Below are 13,560 nucleotides of genomic sequence, written 5' to 3'. Positions count from 1 at the left end.
GCTGCCTTCAGCGGGTAGAGCGGGTAGCCAGCAGGCTGCCCAGCTGGCGGCAGAGACGGCGCAGGGCCTGGTTGTCGAGGGAGGCAAAGCCGAGCAGCCACCCCTCCTGCGTCGGTGGGCCCAGGTAGAACTGGCCGAGGGGGCGCAGCCCCAGCCCCTGTGCGTTGGCGGCCTCTGTCCAGCGCGCCTCGCCGCCGGGGGGCAGCAGCACGGCGCACTGCAGGCCGGCCCCGCTGTGAATGGGGGTGAGGGCGGGGCAGTGGCTGGCCAGCTCGGCCAGCAGCAGGTCGCGGCGGCTCTGGTAGACCAGCCGGCTCTGGCGCAGGTGGGTGGCGAAGTGGCCGGCGCGGATGAAGTCGGCGGTCACCGCCTGCAGCAGCTGGTTGCTGTGGCCGTCGACCGCGGCCCTGGCCCGACAGAAGGACTCCATCAACGGCCTGGGCAGCACCAGGTAGGCGAGGCGCAGCGAGCCGAACAACACCTTGCTGAAGGTGCCCACGTAGAGCACCCGTCCCTGACCATCCAGCCCCTGCAGGGCGGGGAGCGGCCGTTGATCGTACTGGTACTCGCCGTCGTAGTCGTCTTCCAGGATCCAGGCGCCGTGCCGCTCGGCCTCGGCCAGCAGCGCCATCCGCCGCGGCAGGCTCATGGGCACGCCGAGTGGATACTGGTGGGCGGGCGTGGTGTAGATGAGCCGTGGCGCCGGGTGTTCCCCCTGCGGGTTGAGCCCCTCTTCATCCACCGGCACCGGGTGCACCCGGGCGCCGGCACTCTCCATGGCGGTGCGGGCCCCGGGGTAGCCGGGATCCTCCACCCAGACGGTATCGCCGGCATCGATCAGCAGCTGGGTCGCCAGCAGGATCCCCTGCTGGGAGCTGGTGAGGATCAGGAGCTGGTCCGGCTCGCATACCACGCCGCGCGACTGCACCAGATAGCTGCTGATGGCGCTGCGCAGCGCCTCCAGCCCCTGCGGCTCCCCGTAATTCATCCAGTCGCCGGCGTGCCGGCGCCACTGCTGCTGCATCAACCGGCCCCACAGGGCCTGCGGGAAGAGGCGGGGATCCGGCTGGCTGGAGGCAAAGGAGCGACCCACCTCGGGCACGTCGTGACAGGCACCGCTGTCGGCCATCTCCTGGCCTCGGCGCGACAGACCGGCCGCCGACTGGGGCGGGCGCGGAGTCGGGGAGACCGCGGCCAGTGCCACGAAGCTGCCGGCCCCCACCTTGCGCACCAGATAGCCCTCTGCCTCCAGCCGGCCATAGGCCAGCTCCACCGTGCTGCGGGAGACCCCCAGATCGGCGGCCAGCATGCGGCTGGCGGGCAGCCGGCTGTGCTGGGGCAGGTGGCCGGCCAGCATGGCCGAGCGCAGGGTGCGGACCAGCTGTTCGTGCAGCGGCAGATCGCTGGCTTGCTGGGTGGCAAACAGGGTGGGCAGGGCAGGCATGGGGATCTCCCGGGCGCTAATTGGTCTGCTCATATTGGCAAAATTGGTCGGCGTGGCAAGGCCATTATGTCGCTACATTGAGGCTCAAGGTTCGGGATTCACAACTATTGGCAATGAAAGGAGTCTGCATGTCGGAGTACAGCGCCACCATCAGCTGGCAGCGCGGGGCCAGCGAGCCCTTCGTCGATCAAGGTTACAGCCGGGCCCACTGGTGGGAGTTCGACGGCGGCGTCAGGGTGCCCGCCTCCTCGTCTCCCCACGTGGTGCCGCTGCCCTGGTCGGTGGCTGAAAACGTCGACCCGGAAGAGGCCTTCGTCGCGGCGATCTCCAGCTGCCACATGCTCACCTTCCTCTGGCTGGCGGCCAGGGCGGGCTACCTGGTGGAGAGCTACCGGGACGAGGCGGTGGGCATCATGGAAGCCAATGCCCGTGGTCGTCAGGCCATCACCCGGGTCACCTTGCAGCCGCTGGTGCAGTTCGGCGGTGAACGTCAGCCGGATCTGGCCGCGCTCGAGCAGTTGCACCACCAGGCACACGAGGAGTGTTTCATCGCCAACTCGGTCACCACCGACATCACCACCCGGATCCGGGTTTGAGTACAAGGAGCGTCACTATGAGTCATGTATTGAGCAGCGGGTGGGCCAGTGCCGAACAAGCCCGCCTCTTCTTCGAGGCCCAGCTGGCCTTTCGCACCGATCCGGCGGATCTGGCCGCCGATCTGCTGGCCGGCGAAGAGCGGATCGTCGTCATCGACACCCGCTCCGCCGGTCACTATGCCGAGGGACACATCCCCGGTGCCATCAGCTTTCCCCACGCCACCATGAACCCGGCCACTACGGCCGCGCTGGCGCGGGACAAGGTCTATGTCTGCTATTGCGACGGCATCGGCTGCAACGGCTCGACCCGGGGTGCCTGCAAGCTGGCGGCGCTCGGTTTTCAGGTCAAGGAGCTGATCGGCGGTCTGCACTGGTGGCGGCAGGACGGCTTTGCCGTCGCCACCGGTAGCGAACCGGGCGTCCTGCAAACGGGAGGGATTGCCTGTGGCTGCTGACATCCATCTGAACGAGTTCGGCCAGCCGGTCGGTGCGCCGCTGCCCGACTGGCGGGGCGCCGAGTTCCCGCCCCGTCGCCCCCTCAACGGCTGGGGTTGCCGGCTGGCGCCGCTGGATCCTGAGCGTCATGGCCCCGGCCTGTGGCAGGCCTTCAGCGCCGACAGCGGGGCCATGTGGACCTACCTGACCACAGGCCCTTACGCAACAGAGGCTGACATGCTGGTCTGGCTGCGAGAGTGCGCCGCCAAGAGCGACCCCCAGTTCTACACCATCTTCGACGAGCATGGTGAACAGCCGCTGGGGCTGGCCAGCTACCTGCGCATCGACCCCCTGGCTGGCAGCATCGAGGTGGGCTGGCTGCACTTTTCCCCCGCCTTGCAGCGCTCGCGGTTGGCGACGGCGGCGATGGCGCTGATGATGGCCAATGCTTTTGCCCTCGGCTATCGGCGTTACGAATGGAAGTGCAATGCCTTCAACCAGCCCTCCTGGCAGGCGGCGCTGCGCCTTGGTTTCAGCTACGAGGGGACCTTTCGCCAGAGCCGGGTGGACAAGGGGCGCACGCGCGATACCGCCTGGTTCTCGGTGATCGACAGCGAGTTTCCGGCGCTGCAGGCCTGCTTTGCGCGCTGGCTGGCGCCTGACAACTTCGATGCACAGGGGCACCAGCGCCTGCGCCTCTCGACCCTCACGGCCGCCTTGCGCGGCGCTTGAATAAACCAGGGCGGCCATGGCCGCCCTGTTGCTTTTGCCGTCTTGTCTGCTCGCTGCTGATCTCCCTTCGCTTCTCTCTCTGCACTGCTTCTTCGCTGCGTCTTCACTGCCCGGGTGCGGAGAGGATTGTATTAACATTTCTTTAATGTATCTTGTTTTTGAAATTGAATGTTATTTCGAACGAAAGCTGCTTGCTGGCTTTCGTCCATTATCCAGGAGGCAAGATGAGCGTCACTCATACCCAGTTGCCCGCCGATCACAAGGCGGCCATCCGTCAGATGAAACAAGCCCTGCGCGCCCAACTCGGCGACGTGGAGGCGGTCTTTGCCGAGGTCAGCCGCCGCATCGAGGCGCGGGTGGCCGAGGTGGAAGCGTTGCGAGCCCGTGGTGAGCCGGTGTGGCCAGAGCTGGATTACCGAGCGCTGGCGGCGGGCCAGGTGAGCGAGGCCGAGCGTGCAGCCATACGGCGGCGCGGCTGCCTGGTGATCCGCGGGCACTTTGCTCGCGAACGGGCGCTGGCCTGGGATCGCGACATGCTCGACTACCTGGATCTCAACCGTTTTGATGAGCTGTATCGCGGTCCCGGCGACAGTTTCTTCGGCTCCCTTGCCGCATCGCGCCCCGAGATCTATCCCATCTACTGGTCACGGGCCCAGATGGAGGCGCGCCAGAGCGACGAGATGGCAACCGTGCAGTCGTTCCTGAACCGTCTGTGGCAGTTCGAGCGGCCGGATGGGACACCCTGGTTCGACCCGGACGTGAGCATCATCTATCCCGATCGCATTCGCCGCCGTCCGCCCGGCACCTGTTCTCGCGGGCTGGGTGCCCATACCGACTCGGGGGCCCTCGAGCGCTGGTTGCTGCCGGCCTACCAGCAGGTGTTTGCGTCGATTTTTCGGGGGGACATAGCCGCCTACGATCCCTGGGATGCGGCCCATCGCACCGAGGTCGAGGAGTACAGTGTGGAGAACACCACCAAGTGCTCGGTATTTCGTACCTTCCAGGGGTGGACGGCGCTCTCCGACATGTTGCCGGGGCAGGGATTGCTGCACGTGGTGCCGATCCCAGAGGCGATGGCCTATGTGCTGCTGCGGCCGCTGCAGCCGGACGTGCCGGAGGATGAGTTGTGTGGTGTCGCGCCGGGCAAGGTGCTGCCGGTCTCCGAGACCTGGCACCCGCTGTTGCTGCGGGCGATGAGCTCGATCCCGGCGGTGACCGCAGGGGACTCGGTCTGGTGGCACTGCGACCTGATCCACGGCGTGGCGCCGGTGGAGCAGCAGCAGGGGTGGGGCAACGTCATGTATATTCCGGCGGCGCCCCGTTGCGAGAAGAACATGGCCTATGCCCGCCTGGTGCGGCAGGCGCTGGAGCAGGGTGCTTCGCCTGGCGACTTCCCCCGCGAGGATTACGAGGCCGACTGGCAGGGGCGCTTCACCCTGGCCGATCTGAACGACCATGGCCGCCGCGCACTGGACATGCTCCCGTAAACGAGGCTGGCCTGCACAGTAGCAGGCCCGCTCACGCCTTTATTCCCCGATGGGGGCGGCGATCCACTGCATCAGGCGCAGCATGTCAGCAGGCGCCACCCCCACCGAGAGGCCGCGCTTGCCACCGCTCACCAGAATCTCGTCAAACTGCATGGCCGAGTCGTCGAGCACGGTGGGCAAGAGCTTCTTCTGGGCCAGCGGACTGATGCCACCGACCTTGTAGCCGGTCAGCTTCTCCGCCTCTGCCGGCTTCATCATCTCCACCTTCTTGAGGCCGGTGGCCTTGGCCAGCTGCTTGAGGCTGCACAGGCCGGACGAGGGGACGATGGCCACCACCGCCTGCTTGTCGTGATGGGCGATCAGGGTCTTGAACACCTGAGCTTCCGGCAGGCCGAGCTGGGTCGCGGCATGCTTGCCGAAGTCGTCGTGGGCTTCGCACTCGTAGGGGTAGAGCTTGTGGGGGATCTTGAGCTTCTTCAGCAGGTTGATGGCTGGCGTCATGATGGGTGCCTTGAGTCGAAACAAGGCCAAACAGTCTGCGCCTGTGGGGCGGGTGATGCAAGTTGCTCGCGTCCCCAAGGGGTGGATGAGCGCGCCGAGATAAAAAAAGCCCGGGTCAATGACCCGGGCTTTTCACTGCAGCGCGCCTCAGGAGAAGCAGATCTGCAGCACGTAGAAGATGGCGATGGCCAGGATGGCGCCCGCCGGCAGGGTGATGACCCAGGAGACCACGATGTTGCGCAGCACACCCAGGTTCAGCGCCGCGATGCCGCGCGCCAGACCCACGCCCATGACCGCACCGACCAGGGTCTGGGTGGTGGAGATGGGCAGACCGGTGCCGGAGGCGATCACCACGGTGGCGGCGGTGGCCAGCTGGGCGGCGAAGCCGCGGCTCGGGGTCAGGTGAGTGATGCCGGTACCGACGGTGGCCATCACCTTCTCGCCCATGGTGGCCAGACCGATGACGATGCCGATGCCGCCGAGCGGCAGGATCCACCAGGCGATGTGGGAGTTGCCGCCGATCTCGCCGCCGGCGGCCACGATGGAGGCGACCGCGGAGAGCGGACCTATGGCGTTGGCCACGTCGTTGGAGCCGTGGGCGAAAGCCATGGCACAGGCGGTGATGATCATCAGGATGCCGAACACCTTCTCCACGTTGGCGAAGTGCATCTTGCTGTCATCCTGCGGGTTGTATTGCTGGCCACGAATGTAGAGCCAGCCGGCAAACGCCACCGCGATGGAGATGGCGATGGAGAGCAGGATGCCCTCGCCGTCGGTCAGGTGCAGACCGACGTGGGTCAGTCCCTTCTTGATGGTCACCAGGCAGATCACCAGCGCGGTCAGGAACATGTAGAAGGGCACGTAGCGCTTGGCGTTGTTGAGGGGATCATCGGTGTTGAAGATGAGCTTCTGCACGCTGATGAACATGAAGTAGGCGATGACGCCCGAGATGGCCGGAGTGACTACCCAGGAGCCGACGATGCCGCCGAACTTGCTCCACTGCACCGCTTCCGGGCCAATGCTCACCACGGCGAAACCGACGATGGCACCGATGATGGAGTGGGTGGTGGAGACGGGCCAGCCGAAGTAGGAGGCCAGGATCAACCAGGCGCCCGCAGCCAGCAGGGAGGCTATCATGCCGAGCACCAGCAGATCCGGCGTATCGGCAAAGGCGTTGCTGTCGATGATGCCGTTGCGGATGGTAGCGGTCACTTCGCCGCCTGCCAGATAGGCACCGGCAAACTCGAAGATCATGGCGATGATGATGGCCTGACGGATGGTCAGGGATTTGGTGCCGACCGACGTGCCCATGGCGTTGGCGACGTCATTCGCGCCGATACCCCAGGCCATCAAAAAGCCGAACAAGGCCGCCACGAGCACCAGGGTGGTGCCGTAATTCGCGATAATGTCCATTCAGTGTTTACCCAGTCAGTCGATTACGAACGAGCCAGCATCAGTTCCAGACGGGCGCCAACGCGCTCGGCCTGATCTGCCAGGTCACCTACCCATTCGAGGATCTTGTAGAGGAACATAACGTCGATCGGATTGTATTTCTGCTCAACGGCTTGCAGCTGTTGGCGCAGCCCGATCTGCATGGTGTCAGTATCGTCCTCGATAAGATCCAGCTGGTGGATCATCTCGGCAACCATTTCAACTTCACGTCCTTTAAAGCCGGTTTCGAGCAGCTCATCGAGTTCTCCGATGGCTTTCTCGGCTTGGGCGGTCGCATCGATACAGCGTTTGAGATAGGCCATGAAATCGGCACGCATCTCGGAGGGGAATTCCATTTTGCGGCCAAGCATGCGGCCGGAAATATCCTTGGCACGGTTGGCAATCTTGTCCTGCTGGGTCAGCAGTTCGAGCAGGTCGGTACGGGCAACCGGCAGGAACAGGCCGCGAGGCAGTTTCAGACGGATTTCACGCTTGAGGATGTCCGCTTCTTTTTCCAGCTGGGCAATCTGCTGCCGGATCTTCTCGGCATCTTCCCAACGGTCTTCGGCAACGGCATCAAAGAAGGGAACCAACTGCTGGGAGCACTGGTGAACCTTGACGATATGCTTCTGCAGCGGCTTGATGGGGGACTTGGCAAAAAGCCCCAAAATAGTATTTACTGGCATGGCCAAACCTGTGTCGGTGAAAAAACACTCGATACGATTTTATGAGGGGCGCATGGTAACCGAACTGCGCCATCAATAAAACCGTGAATTAATCCTGATGTATCGCAGGCATTATATCCTCGCGCTTAGCATCACGCCCCCCCAAAGTTGCCTGCCAGCCCGGAATGACTATGCAAACTGAGATCGAGATAAAGTTTTTTGTCTCCCGAGATATTCGACAGCCTTTTTTCAACCTTCTGAATTCACTGGAAATTATATCCAACTCTCAAGCCGAGCTCGGCAATGTCTATTTTGATACGCCAGCGCTGGATTTGCGCCGCCTGGAGATGGGATTGCGGATCCGTCGCAGCGATGATTTCGCCGAGCAGACGATTAAATGTCGGGGCCAGGCAGTGGGCGGATTGCATGCCAGACCCGAATACAATGCCCCGGTTGCTGGCGATATGCCCACGCTTGACGCTTTTCCTGACGAGATTTGGCCGAGTCTTTCTGCTCGTGATGCAATCCAGGGCGCCCTGGTGGCCCAGTTTCGTACCGACTTCCTGCGCCGCCACTGGTTGATCGCCTTCGAGGGAGCCGAGATCGAGCTGGCCTGGGATCAGGGGGAGATCGTCGGCGTACTCGGCAAGAGCCGCATCGACGAGCTGGAGCTTGAGCTCAAATCCGGCGAGGCGAGCGCCCTGTTCGGCTTGGCAGAAGAGCTGGCCGGGCTTGGCGGCCTGCGGCTCGGGGCTCAGTCCAAGGCCCAGCGTGGTTATCGGCTGGCTGGGCTCGGCAAGCCACTGGCGCTGCAAGCCTTGCCTGCACTGACCGACCTGAGTGCGGCCGAGCGTATCGCCCTCGGCCTGCAGCACTGGCAGCATCACGAGCAGTACTGGCTTGAGCAGACAGACGCCGAGGCACAGGGGCTGGCGTTGCAGCAGCTGCGCCTGGGCATGGACCTGATTGTCGAGGCTGCCGGCAGGTTGCCGGCAGCGGACTGGCTTGACGACCTGACCCGGCTCGAGCCGCGGCTGGCCTCGGTCGCCGGGCAGGCCGACTGGCAGCAGGCGTTGCCGGCACTGTTCCTTCAGGCCAACTATGTGCGGCTGCAACTGGCCATCGCCGCCTGGCTGCACCGGCAAGGGTGATGAGCCGCGCGCTGCAGCGCCTGCAATGCAAAAAGGTGAGCCTGGCTCACCTTTTTCTTTAGCTGTCTCTGGGCCAGCGGGGCTGGCAATGGAGGCCTGCGTGGCTGATTCAGACCTGGGTGTAGATCAGCCCGGTGCTGCGCACCACGTCTTCCCCCTGGCAGCGCAGTTCCAGTTCGCTGGTGTCGCAGGGCTGGCCGTTGTGCTCGATGCAGAATTCGAAGCGGGTGCGGGATTTTACCGGAATGTGCTGCGAGTTGGTGGGGGTGGCCTGCCATTGCCACTGCTGCAACACGGCGATGGCGGCGTCGCTGAACTGCGGGTCGCTGCTGTCCAGCACCCGGATCTGTTCGGCCCGTCCCGCCGGGTTGATCACGTACTCGAGCGAGCTGCAACCGGTCTGCCCGGCCAGGATGGCCTCTTTGGGGTAGCGGGACTCCATCCGGGTGAGCGGACTCCACTGGGCGTTCACTTCCTTGAGATCGCTTAAGGGGAGGGAGGTCAGATGGACGCTGTGGGTCTGCTGGCTGCAGCCGGTCAATGCGCACAGGGCGCCCAGCAAAAGAGTGGCTTTCATGTTCGCTTCCCTTCGTTATTGGTATTGCTGGCGGGCCTGGGCCCGCCGCTCGGCAGGGCCATTAATAAAATATTCAGCCACGAATGAAAACCCTTTACCGGCGACAGGCTAGAAAAAACCGCCTTTCGGCGGCTTTTTCGGTTTTTTCCCACTCAGTAATAGCCCGCATCGTCCGGGTTGGGTCTGGTCTTGAAGCGGCGGTGCAGCCACATGTACTGCTCCGGCGCCTTGCGCACGGCGGCTTCTATCTCGCGGTTGGCGCGGGCCGCATCGACCAGGTCGTCGCCGCTCGGATAGTCGGCAAGCGGCGCCCCGATATGCAGGGTGTAACCCTCGCTGGTACGGATGTTGTAGCAGGGCAGGGTGACGGTGTTCTTCACCCGCGCCAGGGTGGCGGTGCCGGTGATGGTGGCGGCCTGCTCCACCGCGAAGTAGGGCACGAACACGCTGGCATGGCTGCCGTAGTCATGATCCGGCGCATACCAGAGCGCATCGCCGTTGCGCAGCGCCTTGATCATCCCTTTCACGTCCATCCGGTCCACCAGGTATTTGTTGGAGGCGCAGCGACCGTGGTACTGGGCATACTCCAGCACCGGGTTGGTGTTGGGACGGTAGACGCCGACCCCGGGCCGCACCAGGCCGAAGCAGCGGGCGTTGAGTTCCAGCGTGAGGAAATGGCAGGAGAGCAGCAGCATGCCCTGACCCTTCTCCATGGCGGCGATGACGTGCTCTTCCCCTTCTACCTTCATCAGGTTGCGCATCCGCCAATCCGGCCAGAACCAGGCCATGCCGACTTCGAAGATGGCGCAGCCCACGCTCTCGAAATTCTGTTTGAGCAGTTTCTCGCGCTCATCCTTGGTCAGCTCGGGCATCGCCAGTTCCAGATTGCGGCGGGCAATCTTGACGCGGGATTTCAGCAGCTTGCGGGCCAGACTGCCGAGCTGGCATCCCAGCCACATCTGGCTGCGCCAGGGCAGCAGCACCAGCAGCCAGAGCAGGCTGAGGCCGAACCAGCTGGCCCAGTAGCGGGGATGAAACAGGCGGGGTTCGAGGCGGGGAGCATTGTCGTGGGCCATGAAAAGTCTCTTGTTCGCAATCGCCATGCACCAGGCAAGCCCGGTCGAATAAGGGGAGGCGATAAAGGCACGTGGGGATCCTGGACGGATCGTTTTATTCGCAAGCGGGGATTCTAGCCGAAAAGCGGGGTCGGGGGCGAATGGCTATGTGCTGGTCAGAGGGGCTGATGGTGGTTCACTGGCGTGACGGGAATCGTCACTACCGGTTTCTTTAAATGGAAACCGCAGGTTTGCTTTTTCTCCCTCAAATAAAAGAGTGTGATAAAATCGGCGACTGATTTTTCAGGTTTTGAGAGTCGATACAGATGAAGATCACCCTGCCCGAGTTTGAAAAAGCCCGCGTTCTGGTCGTTGGCGATGTCATGTTGGACCGTTATTGGCATGGCCCCACCGGCCGGATCTCGCCCGAGGCACCGGTGCCCGTGGTCAAGGTCGAACACATTGAGGAGCGCCCGGGTGGCGCCGCCAACGTGGCGCTCAACTCCGCCGCGCTGGGCGCCCACGCCGTGCTGCTGGGGCTGACCGGTCAGGATGAGGCCGCCGATGCCCTGGCTGGCCAGATGGCCGGCGTCAAGGTCGCCTGTGACTTCGTTCGTCTGGCCGACTATCCGACCATCACCAAGCTGCGCGTGTTGTCGCGCAACCAGCAGCTGCTGCGTCTGGACTTTGAAGAGGCCTTCCACGATGTGGACTCCACCCTGCTGATGGGCAAGGTCGAGCAGGCACTGCCGCACAGCGACGTGATGATCCTCTCCGACTACGGCAAGGGCGCCCTCAACGACGTGCCCAGCATGATCCAGCGCGCCCGCGCCGCCGGGATCCCGGTGCTGGTCGATCCCAAGGGGACCGATTTCGAGAAGTACCGCGGCGCCACCCTGCTGACCCCCAACATGTCCGAGTTCGAGGCCGTGGTGGGCAAAGTGAAGAGTGAAGAGGAGCTGGTTGCCAAGGGGCTGGAGCTGGTCAAGCGCTTCGAGCTGGAGGCCCTGCTGGTCACCCGTTCCGAGAACGGCATGACCCTGATCCGCGAAGGCCAACCCGAGCTGCACCTGCCGGCCCAGGCCCACGAGGTGTATGACGTGACCGGTGCCGGTGATACCGTCATCTCCACCCTGGCCACCTCGCTGGCCGCCGGCAAGAGCCTGGACGAAGCCTGTGCTCTGGCCAACACCGCCGCCGGCATCGTGGTCGGCAAGCTGGGGACCTCCACCGTCAGCCCGGTCGAGCTGGCCAACGCCCTCTACACCGAGCAGGAAACCGGCTTTGGCGTCATGTCCGAAGCCCAGCTCAAGATTGCCGTGCAGGCCGCCCGTCTGCGTGGCGAGAAGGTAGTGATGACCAATGGCTGCTTCGACATTCTGCATGCCGGTCACGTCTCCTATCTGGCCAATGCCGGCAAGCTGGGGGATCGCCTGATCGTGGCGGTCAACACCGACGAGTCGGTGCGCCGCCTCAAGGGGCCGGGTCGTCCGGTCAATCCGACCGAGCGCCGGATGGCCGTGCTGGCCGCACTGGGTGCCGTGGACTGGGTGGTGCCCTTCGCCGAGGACACCCCGCAGCGGCTGATCGCCGAGGTGCTGCCGGACCTGCTGGTCAAGGGCGGCGACTACAAGCCGGAAGAGATTGCCGGTTACGCCGAGGTGACCGCCAACGGCGGCGAGGTGCGGGTCCTCAACTTCGAGGATGGCTGCTCCACCAGCGACATCATCAAGACCATCCGCGAACGCGGCTAATACTGCCGGCCCCGTTTATCCGGGGCCATCGCCAGCAAGCGACGACACCCGGATAACAAAAAGGCGACCATAAGGTCGCCTTTTTCATTGCCGATAACGACTATCAGACTTTGGTCTTGGCTTTTGCAGTGGCAGGCATCAGACCCTGGTTTACTTCTACCAGATCCTGCGCTTCCAGCACACCGGCAGCCTGTTTCAGGCTCAGGATATTGAGGATGTAGTTGTAACGGGCTTCGGAGAGCTTCTGCTTGGCCTCGTACAGCTTGCGGGTGGAGTCCAGCACGTCAACGATGGTACGGGTACCCACTTCGTAACCCGCTTCGGTCGCCTTCAAGGCACTGTCGGCGGAGATGACGGACTGGCTGTAGGCGCGTACCGAGCCGATGCTGGCGTTCACGTTGTTGTAGGAGGAACGCACCGTGCTCTGCACCGAGCGGAAGTTCTTCTCCAGCAGTTCGCTGGCCGCCACGTAGTTGTACTGAGCCTGCTTCACTTTGGAGCTAGTGGCGCCACCGCTGTAGAGCGGCAGCTTGAAGGTCAAGCCGATGTTGGCCTGATTGTCATTGCCGCCCGGCATGCTATCCAGCTTGTAATCGGTATTGCTGGTTTGCAGTCCGGCACCCAGATCCAGAGTCGGCTCATGGCCGGTCTTGGCCAGATCAATTTGCTCCTTGGCGATGTCCTTGCCGATGCGGGCACTGTGCAGTTGCAGGTTCTTGTCCAGCGCCAGCTCCAGCCACTTGTCGGAGCCGAAGGCGGTCTTCTGCGGGCTGAAGCGATCGGTGTTGAGCACGTCCAGCTGACGGTGATCGATACCGGTCAGCTCACGCAGGGTCTCGTAGCTGTTGTCCAGCGAGTTCTCGGCGTTGATCTCGTCCGCCAGCGCCTGGTCACGAGAGGCCTCGGCTTCGTGGACGTCGGTGATGGCGGTCAGGCCCACTTCGAAACGCTGCTGGGTCTGTTCCAGCTGACGCTCTACTGCAACCTTGTTGGCGCGCACGAACTCCAGGGTGTCCATCGCCTTGAGCACGTTGAAATAGGCCTGGGCAGTACGCAGCATCAGGCTCTGGATCTCGAGGTTGTAGGCGACATCAGACTGGGTTGCCTGCTTCTCGCTGATATCCAGATTGACCCAGTTGCTGCGACGATAGAGGGACTGCGACAGCGTCACTTCACCCTTGGCGTTGTTGTTGCTCTGGGTATCGTTCTTGTTCTTCAGATAATTGAGTCCGGCACCCAGATCGATCTGTGGCAGCAGAGGGGCACGGGTTTCGTTGATCTTCTCGAAGGCCTGATCGCGAACGGCTTTGGACTGCAGCAACTGCGGGTCTTTGATCTGGGCTTGCTGGTAGATGTCGAGCAGGTTTTCGGCATGGGCACCGGCACTGACGCCCAGCAACACCATGACGGACAAAAGTGTTCTTTTCATAGATCGATTTAACCTTATGTAGTAACCCAAACTGGTTGCTGGAGAGGGCAAATATTGTCACCGACCAAGCTTGATTGCAGCTTAATCACTCTACTATAAGCAAAATTTTATGATAACTGTCTCTTTTCCAGCGACAGGAACGTCAAGAACGAGGGTGAGTTTTCTCCCCCTCGTGCCTAGCCAAATGTCCTGTGGCTGCTAAAATCCGTCCCTCATCTCCGACGGGAGTGAGTGAATGAATGTTCATTCATGTTCCCGGATTTTATGGCCTAACCGAGCCAAGTCAAGCTGGCGGGAGTCTCG

Annotated in this window: 13 protein-coding genes; 6 read left to right on the top strand and 7 right to left on the bottom strand. The window is 63.0% G+C overall.

The window, feature by feature from the left end; all coding sequences use genetic code 11:
• Positions 1 to 7: 7 nt before the first annotated feature.
• Positions 8 to 1,444: a MocR-like pyridoxine biosynthesis transcription factor PdxR gene (gene pdxR / locus AHA_RS19090; protein ID WP_011707489.1), complete on the bottom strand. Its 1,437-nt coding sequence runs from the start codon at positions 1,442 to 1,444 to the stop codon at positions 8 to 10.
• A 128-nt stretch (positions 1,445 to 1,572) separates the two neighbouring features.
• Between pdxR and AHA_RS19085 the strand changes: the two genes are divergently transcribed.
• The 4 genes from AHA_RS19085 (at position 1,573) to AHA_RS19070 (ending at position 4,694) form a co-directional block, all read left to right on the top strand.
• Positions 1,573 to 2,040: an OsmC family protein gene (locus tag AHA_RS19085; protein ID WP_011707488.1), complete on the top strand. Its 468-nt coding sequence runs from the start codon at positions 1,573 to 1,575 to the stop codon at positions 2,038 to 2,040.
• 17 nt (positions 2,041 to 2,057) lie between these two features.
• The gene (locus AHA_RS19080) at positions 2,058 to 2,495 is read left to right on the top strand and encodes a rhodanese-like domain-containing protein (RefSeq protein ID WP_011707487.1); all 438 of its coding nucleotides are present in this window, start codon (positions 2,058 to 2,060) and stop codon (positions 2,493 to 2,495) included.
• Positions 2,485 to 3,207 carry a GNAT family N-acetyltransferase gene (locus tag AHA_RS19075; RefSeq protein ID WP_011707486.1) on the top strand — a complete coding sequence of 241 codons (723 nt, stop codon included), beginning with the start codon at positions 2,485 to 2,487 and terminating at the stop codon, positions 3,205 to 3,207. Before AHA_RS19080 ends, AHA_RS19075 begins: the two co-directional genes overlap by 11 nt.
• A gap of 224 nt (positions 3,208 to 3,431) precedes the next feature.
• On the top strand, positions 3,432 to 4,694 hold the full coding sequence (locus tag AHA_RS19070) for a DUF1479 domain-containing protein (protein ID WP_011707485.1): 1,263 nt from the start codon (positions 3,432 to 3,434) through the stop codon (positions 4,692 to 4,694).
• A 39-nt stretch (positions 4,695 to 4,733) separates the two neighbouring features.
• On the opposite strand, the gene ybaK is transcribed toward AHA_RS19070, so the two are convergent.
• The 3 genes from ybaK to AHA_RS19055 form a co-directional block, all read right to left on the bottom strand.
• Positions 4,734 to 5,195 (bottom strand): Cys-tRNA(Pro) deacylase, encoded by a 462-nt coding sequence (gene ybaK, locus AHA_RS19065; protein ID WP_011707484.1) that lies wholly within the window; start codon positions 5,193 to 5,195, stop codon positions 4,734 to 4,736.
• A gap of 147 nt (positions 5,196 to 5,342) precedes the next feature.
• Positions 5,343 to 6,608: an inorganic phosphate transporter gene (locus AHA_RS19060; protein ID WP_011707483.1), complete on the bottom strand. Its 1,266-nt coding sequence runs from the start codon at positions 6,606 to 6,608 to the stop codon at positions 5,343 to 5,345.
• A gap of 23 nt (positions 6,609 to 6,631) precedes the next feature.
• Positions 6,632 to 7,312: a TIGR00153 family protein gene (locus AHA_RS19055; RefSeq protein WP_005305357.1), complete on the bottom strand. Its 681-nt coding sequence runs from the start codon at positions 7,310 to 7,312 to the stop codon at positions 6,632 to 6,634.
• Between the two features lie 170 nt (positions 7,313 to 7,482).
• Between AHA_RS19055 and AHA_RS19050 the strand changes: the two genes are divergently transcribed.
• Entirely contained in the window at positions 7,483 to 8,442 is a 960-nt protein-coding gene (locus AHA_RS19050; RefSeq protein WP_011707481.1) for a CYTH domain-containing protein, read from the top strand.
• Between the two features lie 109 nt (positions 8,443 to 8,551).
• Here the strand turns inward: AHA_RS19050 and AHA_RS19045 are convergent, their stop codons facing one another.
• Positions 8,552 to 9,019, bottom strand: a complete 468-nt coding sequence (locus AHA_RS19045; RefSeq protein ID WP_011707480.1) for an energy transducer TonB — start codon at positions 9,017 to 9,019, stop codon at positions 8,552 to 8,554.
• Between the two features lie 152 nt (positions 9,020 to 9,171).
• Entirely contained in the window at positions 9,172 to 10,095 is a 924-nt protein-coding gene (gene lpxL, locus AHA_RS19040; RefSeq protein WP_011707479.1) for an LpxL/LpxP family Kdo(2)-lipid IV(A) lauroyl/palmitoleoyl acyltransferase, read from the bottom strand.
• Positions 10,096 to 10,400: 305 nt separating this feature from the next.
• Between lpxL and hldE the strand changes: the two genes are divergently transcribed.
• The gene (gene hldE / locus AHA_RS19035; protein ID WP_011707478.1) at positions 10,401 to 11,828 is read left to right on the top strand and encodes a bifunctional D-glycero-beta-D-manno-heptose-7-phosphate kinase/D-glycero-beta-D-manno-heptose 1-phosphate adenylyltransferase HldE; all 1,428 of its coding nucleotides are present in this window, start codon (positions 10,401 to 10,403) and stop codon (positions 11,826 to 11,828) included.
• A 103-nt stretch (positions 11,829 to 11,931) separates the two neighbouring features.
• On the opposite strand, the gene tolC is transcribed toward hldE, so the two are convergent.
• On the bottom strand, positions 11,932 to 13,257 hold the full coding sequence (tolC, locus tag AHA_RS19030) for an outer membrane channel protein TolC (RefSeq protein WP_024944694.1): 1,326 nt from the start codon (positions 13,255 to 13,257) through the stop codon (positions 11,932 to 11,934).
• Between the last annotated feature and the right edge of the window lie 303 nt (positions 13,258 to 13,560).

This window comes from Aeromonas hydrophila subsp. hydrophila ATCC 7966 (assembly GCF_000014805.1).
Taxonomy (GTDB): Bacteria; Pseudomonadota; Gammaproteobacteria; order Enterobacterales; family Aeromonadaceae; genus Aeromonas; species Aeromonas hydrophila.
Note: the sequence above shows the minus strand (reverse complement) of the source record. Positions and strands in the feature narration are given on the sequence as shown.